Below are 15414 nucleotides of genomic sequence, written 5' to 3'. Positions count from 1 at the left end.
GGCCGCGGACCGGCAAACGCGAAAACATCGGGGCGGCTTCGGGCCGCCCTCTCCTCCGCTCTATCCTCTTTTCCAGACGGTGACCCATGGCAGAACTTTACAACGAGCAGCGCGTTCTCGGCGTGCGCTTTGTCGATGACAGCACGAAGATGTTCAACGACCAGCGCGTTCTGGGTGTGGTGCCGCTGACCCGCGCCACGAAATCCACCAATCTGGTGGCGCTCTATGGCGACAGCCTGGTGGCGCAGACCTTCATGGACCCCGGCACGCGGGTACGCCGCACCGTCTATAACAGCATCAACATTGCCAATGCGCTGAGTGGCCAGAGAATGCAGTTTGTGGTCAAGCGCGCCGCATCCGGCGAGCGCAGCGACCAGATCCTGCAGCGTTTTCTGGCCGATCTCGGCAATGGCTCGCTGGTTGCCAGCGGTGCGGGCACGCTGATCTTCACCATGGGCACCAATGACATTGCCCAGAGCAGCTACACCGACCTTTTGAGCGGCGCGGCCGTAACGCTGACCAATGTGGCCGACAACATCGTTGCCAATGCGGCACGGCTTTTGAACGCCTGCAGCGCACTTGGCATTCAGTGCATTTTCCGCACCCTGCATGGCGCATCCAACTACAACGCGGCAATGATTGCCGCGACAGCCGATGCCAACCGCAAGATCCAGGCGCTCTGCAAGGGACGGCGCGACGTGCATCTTCTGGAAGTGCGCGATGCGCTGCGTAACCCGCTGACCACCACCAGCAGCGCCATAACCTTCCGCACCGGCACGATGATGAACGATTCCGGTGTCTTCGTGCATGAGGCGGTTCCCGGCGCCTATGCGGTGGGCAAGAAGCTTGCCGACATCATAAGGGAGGCTATTCCGCCCCTTCCCGTTTCCTATTCTGATGCTTCGGAACGCTATTCCTCGAACTACACGACCCAGCTTCTGACCAACCCGGAATTTTCAGGCACCAGCGGCACCCTGAACGCCGGCGGAACGCTTGGCACCAATGCCACAGGCGGCGCACTCGCCGGTGTGCCGACAAGCTGGATTGCGCGGCGCCGCGCCAACGACACCACCACGGCCTTTACCGTGAACGTGGGAGAAGATGCGGCCGGGCGTTACGTGGAATTCGTCATCACCGCAACGGCAGCCAATGGCGGCATTCTGTTTCAGAACGAAGTGACGAGCCCCGCCACCAAGGTCGCCGCCGGAGAAGTTCTGCAGGGTTTCTCCACCATTGAGGTCATGTCTGGCGCGACCAGTCTGGGTGCCGCCTCGCCCTCCATGGATTTCAACTACACCCGAGATGGCATCAACGCCTCCATCTATGCCCACGGCTGCAACCAGCCAGGCACCGGCGTCGGCAATTACGGCGCCTTCCCCTCGACCGAAGGTTTCACATTCGAAGACGCCACCGAACCGGCAACCCTGCCCGCCTTCGACAGCGTCCAATGGATCGTCAGCCGCGCCCTCGACATCATCTTCATGGCCCCCGGCTCCGCCACAATCCGCGTGCGCCGGCCGAGGCTGGAGAAACTGGCGATGGTTTGAGCGTGGGGCGGCGTGGTGAGGCGTCCTTCGCGGACAATGGTGATGTGGGCTCGTTACGTCGCTTGGGCCGATGATCCGTCATCAAGATGCAGCATAGATTGAACGGCGTTCGACCCCATCGAAGGAGGGCCGAGTGCTGAACCCTTAGAGAAGCGCGGGCCGCGAAAAGACGTTGAACGCTGCGTGAGCCGGACGCAGACGGAGAACACTTTCTTATGTAAAACAGCGCTTTAGGTTGGAAAGCGCCAGAAGCGGTCATCGGAACCTGATAATGTGAGTGGCGCTGGTGGATTTGGCTGGCGTGAAACCAAGCGCATCATAGAGCGCTGCGGCTTCTGCCGTATCAGTAAATAACCGGACTGTGTCAAATGATCTTCGCGCCGCATCCAGCAGATAGCGAGCGACGTTGGACGCTACCCCTCTGCGGTGGAAATCTTTGAGTACATATAGGTGGCGCAAACGAGCGACGGTAATGTCCTCGACGTAAGGATCGATATTCAATCCGCCGACAGCCACCAACTGTCCATTTTGAAAAGCACCCGCCAAAATCTCTCCAGGCCGATCGAAGCGATTGGCGTTCGATTCCCATTCATTGACGAGTTTCTCTATGAAACGAAAGCCTGCGCTGGATGCCTCGGCTCGAAGACCTTCTATGCCGGGCGGCAATTCCAGAACAGGTTTGATCTCGATTGCAGGCTCCATGACCGTCTCGTCAATGATGTCGACTTTTTCCTCCGTATCATGTGATCCTTACGGCCGCAAAGGGCCGAGCAGCCGCAATTATAGTATCATTTGCCCTTCCCAATACGGGCGACGAAGTGGGAAGAGTGGCAGGGTTTTGTCATGGACATTGTGCTGCGTACCCGTCGTCCCTGGAATAAGGGAATGTTGGTCGCCCAAAAGCGACCGCTTCAGCCCAAGACTGGGCTGTCCAGATTCTGCTTGGTCACACAAAACTCGAAAGCACCGTCCGATACCTCGGCGTGGAAGTCGATGACGCGCTCAGGATCGCTGAGCAGATCGAACTTAAAAGCAAATGATGGTCTGCCTCGCGCCCATTGCGGCCGTCTTGCAAGCTCGTTTTAAGGTTCAGCCGAAGTAACCCGATATGCCATTCCCAGCGATCGCGGAGCAGTTTCTTTGAAGCCAAATTTTTCGTAGAGTTTGTTCGCCGGAACGTCGGCGATCAGACTGACATAGGCCGAGACTGGCAGCTTTCGCGAGACATACGACATGATTGTCTGCATGATGGTTTTTCCCAGTCCTCGTCCCTGATGGTCGGGATGAACAGCGATATCGACAACCTGGAAAAAGCAGCCTCCATCGCCGATCAATCGCCCCATCCCGATTGCCGCGCCTTGATGCATGACAACGACCGAGTAAACCGTACCCGTTAGCCCTAACCGGGCAGCCTCTGGCGAAAACGCACTTAGCCCGGCGACAGAACGAAGATGCAGGTACTCTTCCACTGTCGGCAAACGGGACGCGATGCTGTATTGCGATTGTTCCATCTTATCGGACGCTTTCCAAATTGAGCCCATAAAATAGCGATTATTTCCCACTCCAAACGGGGTCAGTTGTCAATGGACGTTCAGGACTGAGCTCGACTTCCTCTCGGGGCCGAAGGTGGTCTTCCGTTTCGCGCCAGAAGCAGACATCCAAGGAGACCGTCGTCCGAAGACTGAAGTCGCTACCACTATCTTGACGGGGGAAACTACTGGGAGCAGTTCAAAGCCAATTACTTGGAGCGTTCGATCCTGACAAACGGGCAATTGTCACCTATTCATGACAGCGGCTCACGCATATGCCCACAACGCCGCATGCTCAAGTCAGAAGCCAGTTGGATCGTACCTGCTCGAACGCGGCAATCTCATCAACGATCCAGGCTCTAACCGCTTTCACCTTCGGATGGCTGTAGTGACCTTGCCGATAAACGAGATCATATCCGAGCTCAACTTCGAGCCGGTCACGCGGAAAAGGCACGACGAGACGGCCTGAGGATACATCGTCGGCAATCAGAACCGTCCGCCCCATGGCCACACCTTCACCTCGGATAGCCGCCTCAATGGCCATGCTGCCATGACTAAACGCAGTGCCGCGCGCACCTGGGTATGGCAATCCCTGTGCTTCGAACCACGTCTCCCAATTCGCATTCATCCGATTTTCGTGGAGGAGTTTACAACGACCCAGGTCGGCCGGGACAGCTACCCCTAGACGGGCAAGATATTCCGCGGTGCAGACGGGAGTCACCGTCTCCGTCATGATCCGTTCGCAGGATGCGAATGGGTACTCCCCATTGCCGTAATGGATGGCAACATCCACCTGCCCTTCGATGAAACTGACGTTCACGTCCGTCACTTCCAGATGGACGTCGAAATCAGGATAACGGTCGACAAGTTTGTGCAATCTCGACGTGAGCCATTTGCTCGCGAATGAAATGCCCGTACTGAGGACCACGCGTCCACTATCGCCTCGCCGTCGAAGAAGTTCGGTCTCCCGTGACAATTCGGCCAACACCCTTGTCACGACACCATAATAGGAGAGTCCTGCATCGGTTAGCTCGATTTTACGGGTCAATCGCCGAAAGAGGGCGATGCCCAGATGGTCTTCCAGTGATTTGATCTGTCGGCTAATCGCCCCATGCGTGATGTGCAGCTCGTCGGCCGCAAGGGTCATACTCAACCTACGTCCCGTGGCCTCGAAGGCTCGCAGGTTTTGCAAAGGTGGAAGGTGATCGAACATCGCTTTCTCATGTGTGATAATGCATCACACATAGGTGAGAACATATCGTTTGTCTATCGTGATCCTGGCGCGGTAGACGTGACGTATAAGCACAACGATCGGATCGTCCCGTGACCACAGACACTCAAGCTTCGACTTCAATTGCTGCATTGCCTGTGCTTGCGGTTCAGGCTCCATTGTCGATCCGCAACCTGGTGGCAATGCTGGCGCTTGCGCTGATGTGGGGACTTTCGATCCCAGTCACGAAATATGGGCTTGAAACGATGCCGCCGCTGACACTGACGGCAGTGAGATTTGCGGTCGCCGTACCACTTCTGTTGATCCTAACGATCGGCAGGAAGCGGCTTGCATGGAATGCCGTGCCGGCGGTTGCAGCGCTTGGGGTTCTGGGCATTGGCATCGGCCAGGTAGCGCAGACCTTTGGGGTTGCCGGAACATCAGCCTCTGTGGGCACGATCATCTCCGCCACAATCCCTGTCTTCATAGTTTTCTTTGCTGCACTCAGGCTGAAGCAGAAGATTTCACGGCTTCAGCTCATCGGCCTGGTCGCAGCTTTTGCGGGCATCACCGTAGTCGCTTCAGGTGACGGCGATATTGCGGCTACCACGACCATCGTGGGGCCTGTATGGATGATCGTATCTGCGCTGGCGATCGCCTTCTATTATGTCTGGAGCGTCGAACTGACCAATCGGTACGGAACGATCGTCGTCGCGGCATGGAGCACATTCTTCGGCTTCATCGCTCTTCTGCCCTGGGCCGGTTGGGAGGCTTACCACGCACCTTTCCAGATCACCGGCGGAGCCTTGGGTGCAGCTGCATATCTCGGAGTTGTCGTTACCGCACTTGGCCTTTTCCTTTGGCTCCACATTCTGCGCGGAGTGCCCGCCGGCGTCGCTGCTAGCGTTCAATACCTTCAGCCGGTCTTCGGCATTATCGCCTCATCGCTGATCTTCGGCGACCTGATCGGCTCCAAGTTCATCCTTGGAGTGGTCTGCATCCTCGCAGGGCTTGCCCTTGCCATGAAGACGCCCAAACGTCCAAACGACAACGTTGAAAATCTTTGATCATGCAATTTGATATCTGGTTACTGTTCCTGCTGACATCGCTCGGCATATCGCTTACGCCTGGGCCGAACTGCCTGCTAGTCCTGACCCACGGAGCGATGCATGGGACGCGCAAGACGCTCTGGACTATCGCGGGTGGTTTGATCGCCTTCACGATCATCATTGCGGTCTGCATGTTCGGGATCGGCGCACTTCTGCGATCGTCGCTGGGATGGTTGACCGCCCTTAAACTCATCGGCGGCGCCTATCTGATCTTTCTGGGCATCAAGCTCTGGCGCTCGCCGCCTGTAACAGTCTCGTCCGACTCCAAACCGCGCATCACAAGCGGCTGGACATTGTTCCGTGCAGGTCTGCTGACGGGCGGCACCAACCCCAAGAGCTTCCTGTTTTTCAGCGCACTCTTGCCGCAATTTCTCGATCCGCACGGCGATCTATTCATCCAATTCTTGGTGATCGCTGCGACGTACGCGCTGACCGAGTTCCTGGTCGAGTATGGATTGGCTGCAATGGCCGACCGTGTGAAACCCTGGCTCGCTCGGGTCGGAAAGAAGTTCAATCATATCTGCGGCGGCCTGTTCGTCGCAGTCGGACTGGCCCTGCCTCTCCGCTAGCCAACCCCAAACAAGCAATCTTCTCACATGGGGCGTGCCCGGTCGAACAAGCGTGGTTGTGCTTCAATGAAAAGCGCGGTGGATTTTGCTTATTATTCTTGGTCCGCGTTTAGTCAGATGACCGCTTTGGGCCGACTGCGGACAATGTTCGAACTCCGTCGGCCATCGGATAAATGGGAAAGAGCTTGACGTTACCCTGCGATCAGAGAAGCGGCGGCGATCAATCTCAACGTTGGTCAGCGGCAGAGGTCATGCGTCAATCACCTGCTTTGCGATGACACGCGCACGCTCCAGCGTCGGCGTGGGCGGCAAGACAGAGATACCTTCCGTCACCAGCGCAGGCAGAACCGGTTTTCCTGATGGGCGGTCAATCTCCCGGCGGAAATAGGAGAACGTGTTGAGGTCGTGACAAAAGACTTCAAGCACCTGCCCTTCGAACGCCACAACCTCGCGCCATGCGCCCGTGGGCAGCGAAGGGAAAAACAGAACGGCATCGTAATCCGAGTTCGCGCGTGCTGTGCCCCTTGAGCGCGAGCCCGCCAGCAATGCCGCCTCGGCGTTCGTGTGAAATTTTTGCGCGAACCGCCTGATGCGTTCAATCGCGTTCACCACCTCCGCACAATATTCGCTCTGGCCCTCGCCCATCGCACTATCCCCAGGACATACCGCTGTTGGAGAGTGACTAAGATCACAATACGCTTGGGAATCAAGCCACACGTCCAGATCGCACCTGAACGCGCCCTGCCATATGGCCGAGATGCCCGCCTCGGGCTGGACTATATGAGACTGGCCGCTTAAACCGGAACTCTGATGGCAGGGGGGGGAAACGATGGCGTTGCAGTTTTCAGGTGTGTTGCTCGACCTTGATGGGCTTCTGCTCGATACCGAGCGGCTACAGTTCGAGGTCGGGCCAGCGGTGCTGCGCAGTCTCGGATATGCGGTTTCGCAGGATTTCTTTCACACGCTGGTCGGTGTCGACCGGGTGGAGAGCGCGCGGCTGATCAACCTCGAAATCGGCGCCTCCATCGACAGCCAGGAACTGAACCGTGCCTGGAACGAGGCGATGGACGAGAAAATGCGCGACGCCATTCCCCTGCGTCCCGGTGTGCATGATTTTCTGGACGCGCTGGATGAGCGCAAACTGCCCCGCGCCATCGCCACCAACAGCGTCACCGCCAGAGCCGAATGGAAGCTCGAACATGCCGGTCTTCTCGAGCGCGTCAACGCAGTCGTCGGCGTCGACAAGGTCAAGCGCGGCAAGCCTGCGCCGGATGTGTATATCGCCGCCGCCGCAGCGCTCGGTCTCGACCCATCGGAGTGCATCGCGCTTGATGACAGCGACCTTGGCGTGCGCGCAGCCGTGGAGGCCGGACTGGCGAAGGTCATCCAGATTCCCGACATGGTGATGAGCCGCGATCTGCGCGCCCACCACCAGGCAGGTTCGCTCGCCGAAGCGCGGTCCATTCTCGGCATCTGAGCCAGACCGCGCCATTGCCCTGCCAGCCGATCCCTCATTGCGGCCTTACCCCAATAGAAACAGCCTGTTGACTCATCGTTAGGCACCATACTATATGCCGCCACATGACATTACTGGAACAAAAACACCTTGCCTTGCTCGACGAGGCCGAACGCCGGGGTCAGACTGACATCGGCAATATGCGCTTGTGTTTCGAGGTGCTGTCGCTTGCGGCCTCCATTGATCGTGCCTGCGCCGGGCGGCTTGCGCCGCACAACCTGTCGGAAGGCAAATTCGTTCTGCTGTTTCTGCTGCGCGATCTGCCCGAGGGGCTGGCGCCGCACGAACTGGCCGAACGCGCCGGTGTGACGCGTGCAACGGTAACAGGTCTTCTGGACGGGCTGGAACGCGATGGTTTTCTGGCCCGGCACAACGACAGGCAGGATCGCCGCAAGGTCTCCGTTCGCCTGACGGAAAAGGGACAGGCGACGGCCGCAGAGCTTTTCCATGAACACAGCCGCTGGATCGGCTCATTATTTGCAGGCTTCGACGCCGCCGAACGCTTGATGCTGAGCAACATGCTGCAACGTGTATGGCGCAACGTGACCCTGCCGCATGATGACCTCGCCGCGACAGAGGCCCCTTCCCCGTGAGCGGTCGTGCATCCGGAAAACGCGTTGCGGATATCGCGCCGTCACGTCTGGCGCAGCTGAATGCAGGCACTGTGGAGGCGACCACGCTGACGGAATGCCTGGCCGTCGATTTCGCTGCCCTTATGGCTGCCGCACTGCCTGAAATTGGCGAAGAGGCGATCGGAACCATGCGGCAGGCCTCGACAGATGGCATTTCCCGGCGCATGGCGCTGGCGGCGCAACTGATCCGGCAGGCGCTGGTGGACGAGCATCAGGGCGCGTCGATGCTGGACAGGCTGCGGCGGCACCCTTCCGATACGGTGCGCGGCTGGGCATGTTTTCTGGTGGGAGCGACGCCCGACCGCACGCTTCATCAGCGCCTTCAACTCATCCGGCCGCTGGCTGACGACATGCATTTCGGCGTGCGCGAATGGGCATGGATGGCGGTGCGCCCGCATATTGCCAAGGAGATCGAAAGCGCCATCCGCGAGCTTGCGGCCTGGACCCATGCGCCTTCGGAACGGCTGCGACGTTTCGCGTGCGAGGCGACCCGGCCGCGCGGCGTGTGGTGCGCGCATATCGCAACGCTGCGCCAGTGCCCTGAACAGGCCTTGCCGATCCTCGAGCCCCTGCGCGCCGACCCTTCCCCTTACGTTCAGGATTCCCTCGGCAACTGGCTGAACGATGCCAGCAAGGACCGGCCAGACTGGGTGCAGGACCTTTGCGACCGCTGGTCCAGCCAGAGCCCGACGCCGCAAACACAGCGGATCTGCCGCCGTGCGCTGCGCTCGCTCACCCGCAAGGCTTCATCAGAAACGAAAGGCCCACACCGATGACGCACTATCTTGCCGAACTTTATTCCCCCAGGCAGCAATGGCTGTCTCTGGATGAAGCCGGCCGCACCGGCTTTTTCGAAGCCATCGGCGCAGGCATGGGCGCCTTGTCCGCCCTCGGCATCGAGGCAATCGCGCTGGGACGAACCGAGGCGACAACACTGAACGCCCCCACCCAGCAGTTCTTCGCAATCTGGCGCGCACCCGACGCCACCGCCATGCAAGCGCTCATCAACGGCATCGCCGCCTCCGGCTGGCACGACTACTTCGACACGATCAACGCCACAGGCGCCGGTGGCGACCTGAACACGCATCTTGCGGAACTGGCAGCGCTGTAAGGGGAACCTTGAAGCACCACTCATCCACCCATGAGATTGCCGGGCGGCAGATCATCCACCGCCCGGCAGACATCATAGGACCTGGCGGCGGTTTCGACCCAGCAGGTAAAGCGCAAACAGCACCAGCACCGCCATGACCGTGGCATAGGCCACCAGCGGCCAGGCGGTGTCGCCATCAAATGCAAGGACCATCAGCGTTCCCACGATGCCGACGAACAGGCTCTGGATGCAGAAATAGAGCGCCACTGCCGAGCCGGCCCTGTCGTCGAATTCGGCCAGCGCACCATTGGCCGTGACGGACACCGCAAACACGATGCCTGTCGCCATCAGCCACATCGGCATGACGAAGCTGAAGAAGGATGGCTGCGCGAATGCCTGCCCGAGACCGAGCGGAATGGCACCGGCCAGCAGCATGACCATGCCCCTGACGAGACTGCCGGTAATGCCCCAGGCGGCGACAAATCCTCTGGCAAAGCGGCTGATGAGGATCATCACCACGGCCACTGTCGCAAACATCAGGCTGAAGTGCAGTTCGGAGTACCCCGCTTTGTCGATCAGCACCCGCGGCGCGGTGGAGAAGAACACGAAAAACGTGCCCATCGCCGCACTGAAACCCAGCGTGTAGCTCCAGAATGCAAGGCTGCGGAACATCGGCCGGAAGGACCGGTGCGATGGCATGGCCGTGACCGGTCGTGTTTCGTGCCATTGCGCCAGCGCATTGAGGACCGCCAGCGAGGCAAGCCCGCCGAGCAGGAGGAAGATTGCCCGCCATCCATAGGCATCGGCAATCAGGGCACCGGCGATCGGCCCGAGCGCGGGCACGAAAGCCAGCATCGATCCGAACAGGCTGTAGATGGTCGCACCTTCCGGGCGCTCGGCGTAAACATCGCGAACCGTTGCAAACAGGGCAACCAGCGCCGCCGAGGCGCCAAGGCCCTGCAGCAACCGCAACAGCAGGAACGGTACGGCTGCGGAAGATGCGGCAAGCGCGAAGGACGCGATGGCAAACACGACACCTCCGAAAATCAGCACCGGGCGACGGCCAATGCGATCGGAAACCGGCCCGAAGACGAGCTGACCTGCGCCAAGTGTCACCATGTAGAGACTGAGCGTTAACTGGACGATGCCGGGGCTGGTGCCGAGAATACCGGGCATGGCCGGAACGACCGGCAGATAGATATCCATCGCCAGCGACGCGAGGATATCGAAAGGCGCCATCAGCAGCAGTGCCGCAGGCAGGCGGTGGCTCCAGAGAGGAGTAGGATGAGACATGAGAAAACGTCCGCACAAATGAGAGCATCTGGCAGCGTCTGTCTGCAGCAATGGCTGGATCTGGGTTCGACAGGACGCCGCAACAACGAAAAAGCTGTTGCGGCTTATCTGTCTGCTTGTTTGGCCGAACCCATAATGCGCTCCACGGGCGAAATCTCGATGGCCGGGAGGTTAGGCGATTGGCGGCCTCAAGTCGAGGGCCGACGCGCCGTCACAAGCGGATCAATAAAGCAATGTGCCTTCGGCACATGTCACGCACATACCGCCAACAGTGACACCGCCTTTGCCATCGGTGACGACCGATATGCGGCCGTCGCGGCCGACCCGGCGCCCCTGTGACGCCGTATAGTGGATGCCGCCTGCCGCAGATGCTTCGCGTGCTGCGCGGAAATAGCCGACACTGCCGTTACCGGAGCCGCAGACGGGGTCCTCCTCCACACCGCAGGACGGCGCGAAGGAGCGGACTTCAATATCCGCCTCGCCGCCCTGGTAGCCGCCGAACACGGTTACACCGGTGGCGCCGAGTTGACGCTCGAACGCTGCCGAACGTGCGAAGTCGGGTGTCAATCCAAGAACAGCCTCGCCATCCTGAAGACGCGCCACGACCCAGACCGCGCCAACGTCGACGATGGCAGGGGCACTCTCCCTTTGAACAGCACGGCCGAGGATGGCTTCAAGTTCATCCACCTCCGCACCTGTCAGCGTGCGGATTTTTGCCGGTGGCATCGACAACGTCAGTCTTCGCTCGGCACCCTCTCCCGCCACAGAAATCCTGATGAGACCTGCTCCACACTCCTGAACGAGCAGGCCAGCGCGCGGACTGACAAGGCCCGCCTCCAGCACGGCATGGGCACTGCCCAGGGTCGGATGCCCCGCAAACGGCAACTCGCTTCGCGGCGTGAAAATGCGAAGGCGGTAGTCCGCATCCGGTGTGGTCGCGGGCAGAACGAAGGTGGTTTCGGAAAGGTTTGTCCACCGCGCAATGGTCTGCATCTCGTCATCGGTCAGCCCCGCCGCCTCGAGAACGACAGCAACGGGATTGCCCATGAACGGCCTGTTCGAAAAGGCATCGACAACTTTATATGTTCGCACTCTATGGCTCCCTGCGTGGTCTGGGTCCATCTGCAACTATTCCCATCCTCGCGCCATGACAAATCTAATCGGCTGATGGATGCCATCAGATTTGGTGCAGGCCCCGGTCCGGGTCGGATGCCTTGCAGCGCTGAGGAAACACGCGGGCGCAATGCCGCGAGAACAATCACCCCTTGCCGGGAATCATGCAACTCGCTAGCTTTCTGGCACAGGCAGCCCCAGGCCTCCCCCCTCCTTTCGGGAAAGCATGACACATGCAGGGTAACGCCCGTTTGTCGAACCATCTGTTCGAGCATCGCATGAGGAGGGATTGCGTTTCAGCTCGCAATGGAGGTTTTGATGAAGCTTTCTACCCCTATCTTCCAGTTGAAAAGACGCGCCAGATTGATGGCCCGCAACAAGGCTTTGCCGCTGAACGAAGCGCTCGATCACATCGCCCGCGAGGAAGGATTTGCCCGCTGGAGCCTGCTGTCCGCCAGCCTGTCTTCCACGCCGCTTTCCGAAATCATTCTGGACCGGCTGGACGATGGTGATCTGCTTTTGCTGGCCGGGCGCCCCGGTCAGGGCAAGACGCGGCTTGGTCTAAAACTGCTGCTGGATGCCGCCCGAAATGGCCGCAAGGCCCTGTTCTTCACGCTGGAATTCACCGAGCCGCAGGCGCGCAGGCATCTGGCGTCCCTGCAGGGTGATGCCTGCGTTGCCGCAGATGCCGTTCAGGTGTTCACCTCCGACGATATCAGCGCCGACTATATCATCAGGCAGATGTCCGGACTGGAACCGGGAACGGTCGCCGTCATCGATTATCTGCAGTTGCTCGACCAGCAGCGGAGCAAGCCCGACCTTTCCGAACAGCTTCAATCGCTTGGGCGTTTTGCAAGGGAGACAGGCATTATCCTGGGCTTCATTTCCCAGATAGACCGGGCCTTTGAAACGACCGGCAAACGGCTGCCTGATATCGGCGATATCCGTCTGCCTAACTTCGTCGATAAAGCCCTATTCAGCAAGGCCTGCTTCCTGCATGGCGGCGAAGCGCAGATGAAGGCGGTCGCCTGAAAACCTGCCGCGACGGCACCAGGTCGCGGCATTTTTCATGCATGCCAGTACAATCGGTGATATCAGCGGCGTCGAGATACAACATATCAAGGTGAAGCCGTGCCTGCAGAGATCAGACTTGCCCTGATAACCGACATTCCGGCCATATTCCATGTGCGGACCTCGGTGCAGGAAAACCATCTGTCGCGGGAGCAGCTGACCGCGATGGGCATCACCGAAGATGCCATTGCCGACATGATTGCCGCCTCGCCCTCAGCATGGGTTGCCGTGCACGATGGCGAGGTGGTGGGCTTTTCCATGATCGATGCCGAAGAAGCCTCGCTGTTTGCGGCTTTCGTGCTGCCTGCGCATGAGGGAAAAGGGCTGGGCAAACCCCTCGTCCTCGCCGCGGAAGCCGAACTCTTCCGCCACCACGCCGCAATCTGGCTGGAAACGGAACCCGACAGCCGCGCCGCCGGCTTTTACCGCCACCTTGGCTGGCGCGACGATGGCGTGGCCGACGACAACCAGATCCGGCTGATCAAGACCCGCGTCTGATCTCTGACAGGACGCCTAACCCATCGCATGAATCGCTAAAATTGCATCGTCGAATTTCAGGGTTCGAACGGATCGTGTTGCTACCATCGCCTTATGGGAGGTGGAGCAAATGAAAGACAAGCTGCAGATGTGGAGCCTAATCGTCGGCATGGGAATGATAGGCCCTGTCGCGCTTGGGGCGTCGATCAACAAGCTCATCACCGGCGAAATACGGATCAATCGCCGCGTATTCGTCAGCGCCATCGATAATCCCGTCCTGTTCCATGTTTTCGTGATCGCCCTGATTTTCGGGTCTCTCGTTGTGACCCGCTACATGCTGCCCGGTGCATGGCTGCTCTACAAACGCTGGAAAGAGGTTTCCTCGCAGTCCTGAATACCCGAACCCGCAAAACATCACCCCGACCGCATTTCTGAAACACGGCCGGGGGATGTGTATCAGGCGTCGAGCAGGGATGTGCCGTAGGAATTGTCGATTGCGCAAAGCCAGTTGCCAGTGGCGTCCTTGCGGAACACGTAGGTGGCGCGGCGGGTGATTGCGGTTTTCGCCCCTTCCCCGTCAGCCGTTTCAAGCACTGTCTCCATGATCACCAGCGCGGTATCGCCGCCTTCGATCACCTCCATCCTGCCCTGGTGCACGGTCAGTTGCCCCTGAAAGTAGGCGGAAATGGCTTCGAATGCACTACGGATCTGGTCCTTGCCTTTGGCGACAAGGCCGGGTTTCACCACCAGCGTGGCATCATCGGTGTAAAACCGCATCAGCCCGTCGAAGTCTTTGGCGGTGATGGCGCGGTCGGCTGATACGATCAGGGATTTCAGGGGATGCTCGGTCATTTCGGACTCCAAAATGGCCGCAAGCGGAAACAGAAAACCCGCCTCGCGGCGGGTTGCTTTGTCTGGAACGAAGACGTGCCTAACCCACCACTCGAAGAATGGCGGTCATAATCGATGCGGCGGCGCGTTCAAATTCCATGCTTGTTGACTAGCATGGGCAGCGGCACGGCGTAAACCACTCCGTCGATCAGGCTCATTTTCTCCGGCCGGTGACATCGAGCGCCATCAGCCGCTCGTCGACATAGGTATCGCCAAGCTTCAGGGCGCGTTTTTCAAGGCCGTATTGCTCGAAGCCGGCGCGGCAATACATGGCGAAAGCCGGCGCATTGTCCGCCCCGACAACCAGTGTCACCTCCTCCACAAGCGTCGCCGCATGGTCAAGGACATGGGAAAGAAGTGCCGCGCCAACGCCGAGACCGCGCGCCTCAGGCCGAACATAAACACCCCACAGCAACGCCTTGTGCCGAAGCTTTTCCGCCGTGGGAATGCGGATCGCCATGGTGCCGATCAGGCTCAGGTCGACGCTCGAGCGGGCACCGAAGATAAGGGCATCTTCAACACGCCCGGCAAACTGCTCGACACTCAGAACGGCCTCATCGTCATGGGACGCGCCGAACGCCTGCGGATGACGCATGAGACCTTCAAGACGCAGCGCACGATAGGCCTCCGCATCATCCCGGCCCAGCCTATCAATCGAAAACGCCACCATTTCAAACACTCTCCTGCCAGTTCGGTCGATCTCTAAGCCAGCTCTCTAAAGCCTGAATGACGATTTGAGGAGCCATCAATCCGTGCGCCGCCACAGATAGGACCAGCCATCCAGTCTTTCGCCGCGAGGCTTCATCAGCAACGCGCCGGGCAAAAACGCATCGCGCACAAGACCGATCTTTTCCAGTACGCGGCAGCTTGCGCCGTGGGTTGCGGCACATGTGGTGCGGATGGTGGAAAGGTGCGATTGCCCGGTGACCCAAAACATCACCGCCTTGCCGGCTTCGGTCGCCAGCCCCTGCCCCCAGAAACCACGCCCCAGCCCGTAATGGATCTCCGCGCCGTCGCCCTGCATCAGCAGCAGAAAAAGGCCGATTGGCCTGTCGCTTTCCCGATCGATGATGCTCCAGGCGAAGCGGTCGTTTGAGGTCCAGCGGTCAGCCCCCCACGCATCGATTACGGCGAGGGTTTGCGCCTGCGACTGATGGGGCCCGCGCGGCAGAAAGCGTGAAGCCTCGAGATCGCCGGTATATTCAGCAAAAAGGCGTGGCGCATGGTCGGCCCGCGCAGCGTGCAGCCACAGACGCCCGGTCTGGAACGCCGTTGGCGGCAGATTTCCGTCTCGCACCATGACCTCGCTTTCCATTGCCATTCCCGTATCCGGCAACGCTACAGCGATCGGCAAGCAGGCACAAATT

Annotated in this window: 19 protein-coding genes and 1 pseudogene; 11 read left to right on the top strand and 9 right to left on the bottom strand. The window is 59.6% G+C overall.

What is annotated here, in order from left to right:
* Positions 1 to 86: 86 nt before the first annotated feature.
* On the top strand, positions 87 to 1547 hold the full coding sequence (locus ACIQT8_RS03300; protein WP_400963393.1) for a hypothetical protein: 1461 nt from the start codon (positions 87 to 89) through the stop codon (positions 1545 to 1547).
* Between the two features lie 255 nt (positions 1548 to 1802).
* Here ACIQT8_RS03300 and ACIQT8_RS03295 read toward each other — a convergent pair whose 3' ends face one another.
* Positions 1803 to 2249 carry a GNAT family N-acetyltransferase gene (locus ACIQT8_RS03295; RefSeq protein WP_400963390.1) on the bottom strand — a complete coding sequence of 149 codons (447 nt, stop codon included), beginning with the start codon at positions 2247 to 2249 and terminating at the stop codon, positions 1803 to 1805.
* 224 nt (positions 2250 to 2473) lie between these two features.
* Here ACIQT8_RS03295 and ACIQT8_RS03290 point away from each other — a divergent pair.
* Positions 2474 to 2587: pseudogene (locus ACIQT8_RS03290) on the top strand (integrase); the annotation flags it as partial.
* A 42-nt stretch (positions 2588 to 2629) separates the two neighbouring features.
* Here ACIQT8_RS03290 and ACIQT8_RS03285 read toward each other — a convergent pair.
* Together ACIQT8_RS03285 and gcvA are read right to left on the bottom strand one after the other, a co-directional pair.
* Positions 2630 to 3058 carry a GNAT family N-acetyltransferase gene (locus ACIQT8_RS03285; RefSeq protein WP_400963387.1) on the bottom strand — a complete coding sequence of 143 codons (429 nt, stop codon included), beginning with the start codon at positions 3056 to 3058 and terminating at the stop codon, positions 2630 to 2632.
* A 313-nt stretch (positions 3059 to 3371) separates the two neighbouring features.
* A complete protein-coding gene (gene gcvA / locus ACIQT8_RS03280; RefSeq protein WP_400963384.1) occupies positions 3372 to 4289 on the bottom strand; it encodes a transcriptional regulator GcvA in 918 nt (305 codons plus the stop codon).
* A gap of 200 nt (positions 4290 to 4489) precedes the next feature.
* Between gcvA and ACIQT8_RS03275 the strand changes: the two genes are divergently transcribed.
* Together ACIQT8_RS03275 and ACIQT8_RS03270 are read left to right on the top strand one after the other, a co-directional pair.
* Positions 4490 to 5353, top strand: coding sequence for a DMT family transporter (locus tag ACIQT8_RS03275; RefSeq protein ID WP_400964367.1), 864 nt, complete (start codon positions 4490 to 4492; stop codon positions 5351 to 5353).
* A 2-nt stretch (positions 5354 to 5355) separates the two neighbouring features.
* Positions 5356 to 5964: a LysE family translocator gene (locus ACIQT8_RS03270; RefSeq protein ID WP_400963381.1), complete on the top strand. Its 609-nt coding sequence runs from the start codon at positions 5356 to 5358 to the stop codon at positions 5962 to 5964.
* Between the two features lie 249 nt (positions 5965 to 6213).
* Here ACIQT8_RS03270 and ACIQT8_RS03265 read toward each other — a convergent pair whose 3' ends face one another.
* Complete coding sequence (locus ACIQT8_RS03265; protein WP_400963379.1) at positions 6214 to 6609, bottom strand: hypothetical protein; 396 nt, start codon at positions 6607 to 6609, stop codon at positions 6214 to 6216.
* 184 nt (positions 6610 to 6793) lie between these two features.
* Between ACIQT8_RS03265 and ACIQT8_RS03260 the strand changes: the two genes are divergently transcribed.
* From ACIQT8_RS03260 to ACIQT8_RS03245, 4 genes are all read left to right on the top strand, one after another.
* The gene (locus tag ACIQT8_RS03260; RefSeq protein ID WP_400963377.1) at positions 6794 to 7441 is read left to right on the top strand and encodes an HAD family hydrolase; all 648 of its coding nucleotides are present in this window, start codon (positions 6794 to 6796) and stop codon (positions 7439 to 7441) included.
* A 104-nt stretch (positions 7442 to 7545) separates the two neighbouring features.
* Positions 7546 to 8073, top strand: coding sequence for a MarR family winged helix-turn-helix transcriptional regulator (locus tag ACIQT8_RS03255; RefSeq protein WP_400963374.1), 528 nt, complete (start codon positions 7546 to 7548; stop codon positions 8071 to 8073).
* On the top strand, positions 8070 to 8888 hold the full coding sequence (locus tag ACIQT8_RS03250) for a DNA alkylation repair protein (RefSeq protein ID WP_400963371.1): 819 nt from the start codon (positions 8070 to 8072) through the stop codon (positions 8886 to 8888). The genes ACIQT8_RS03255 and ACIQT8_RS03250 overlap by 4 nt, the downstream gene beginning before the upstream one ends.
* On the top strand, positions 8885 to 9223 hold the full coding sequence (locus tag ACIQT8_RS03245) for a DUF6616 family protein (RefSeq protein WP_400963368.1): 339 nt from the start codon (positions 8885 to 8887) through the stop codon (positions 9221 to 9223). Before ACIQT8_RS03250 ends, ACIQT8_RS03245 begins: the two co-directional genes overlap by 4 nt.
* Positions 9224 to 9295: 72 nt before the next feature.
* Here the strand turns inward: ACIQT8_RS03245 and cml are convergent, their stop codons facing one another.
* On the bottom strand, positions 9296 to 10495 hold the full coding sequence (cml, locus tag ACIQT8_RS03240) for a CmlA/FloR family chloramphenicol efflux MFS transporter (RefSeq protein ID WP_400963365.1): 1200 nt from the start codon (positions 10493 to 10495) through the stop codon (positions 9296 to 9298).
* Between the two features lie 222 nt (positions 10496 to 10717).
* Positions 10718 to 11587: a PhzF family phenazine biosynthesis protein gene (locus tag ACIQT8_RS03235; protein ID WP_400963362.1), complete on the bottom strand. Its 870-nt coding sequence runs from the start codon at positions 11585 to 11587 to the stop codon at positions 10718 to 10720.
* Between the two features lie 339 nt (positions 11588 to 11926).
* On the opposite strand from ACIQT8_RS03235, the gene ACIQT8_RS03230 reads away from it, so the two are divergent.
* The 3 genes from ACIQT8_RS03230 to ACIQT8_RS03220 all read left to right on the top strand — a co-directional run bounded on the left by ACIQT8_RS03230 (position 11927) and on the right by ACIQT8_RS03220 (position 13550).
* Positions 11927 to 12640, top strand: a complete 714-nt coding sequence (locus ACIQT8_RS03230; protein ID WP_400963360.1) for a DNA helicase — start codon at positions 11927 to 11929, stop codon at positions 12638 to 12640.
* A gap of 99 nt (positions 12641 to 12739) precedes the next feature.
* The gene (locus tag ACIQT8_RS03225; RefSeq protein ID WP_400963357.1) at positions 12740 to 13177 is read left to right on the top strand and encodes a GNAT family N-acetyltransferase; all 438 of its coding nucleotides are present in this window, start codon (positions 12740 to 12742) and stop codon (positions 13175 to 13177) included.
* 109 nt (positions 13178 to 13286) lie between these two features.
* Positions 13287 to 13550, top strand: coding sequence for a hypothetical protein (locus tag ACIQT8_RS03220; protein ID WP_400963354.1), 264 nt, complete (start codon positions 13287 to 13289; stop codon positions 13548 to 13550).
* 62 nt (positions 13551 to 13612) lie between these two features.
* Here ACIQT8_RS03220 and ACIQT8_RS03215 read toward each other — a convergent pair whose 3' ends face one another.
* From ACIQT8_RS03215 to ACIQT8_RS03205, 3 genes are all read right to left on the bottom strand, one after another.
* Complete coding sequence (locus ACIQT8_RS03215; protein WP_400963351.1) at positions 13613 to 14008, bottom strand: YybH family protein; 396 nt, start codon at positions 14006 to 14008, stop codon at positions 13613 to 13615.
* A gap of 193 nt (positions 14009 to 14201) precedes the next feature.
* Positions 14202 to 14717 carry a GNAT family N-acetyltransferase gene (locus ACIQT8_RS03210; protein WP_400963348.1) on the bottom strand — a complete coding sequence of 172 codons (516 nt, stop codon included), beginning with the start codon at positions 14715 to 14717 and terminating at the stop codon, positions 14202 to 14204.
* Between the two features lie 75 nt (positions 14718 to 14792).
* Complete coding sequence (locus tag ACIQT8_RS03205; RefSeq protein ID WP_400963345.1) at positions 14793 to 15368, bottom strand: GNAT family N-acetyltransferase; 576 nt, start codon at positions 15366 to 15368, stop codon at positions 14793 to 14795.
* Between the last annotated feature and the right edge of the window lie 46 nt (positions 15369 to 15414).

This window comes from Agrobacterium sp. NPDC090273 (assembly GCF_044772305.1).
Taxonomy (GTDB): Bacteria; Pseudomonadota; Alphaproteobacteria; order Rhizobiales; family Rhizobiaceae; genus Agrobacterium.
Note: the sequence above shows the minus strand (reverse complement) of the source record. Positions and strands in the feature narration are given on the sequence as shown.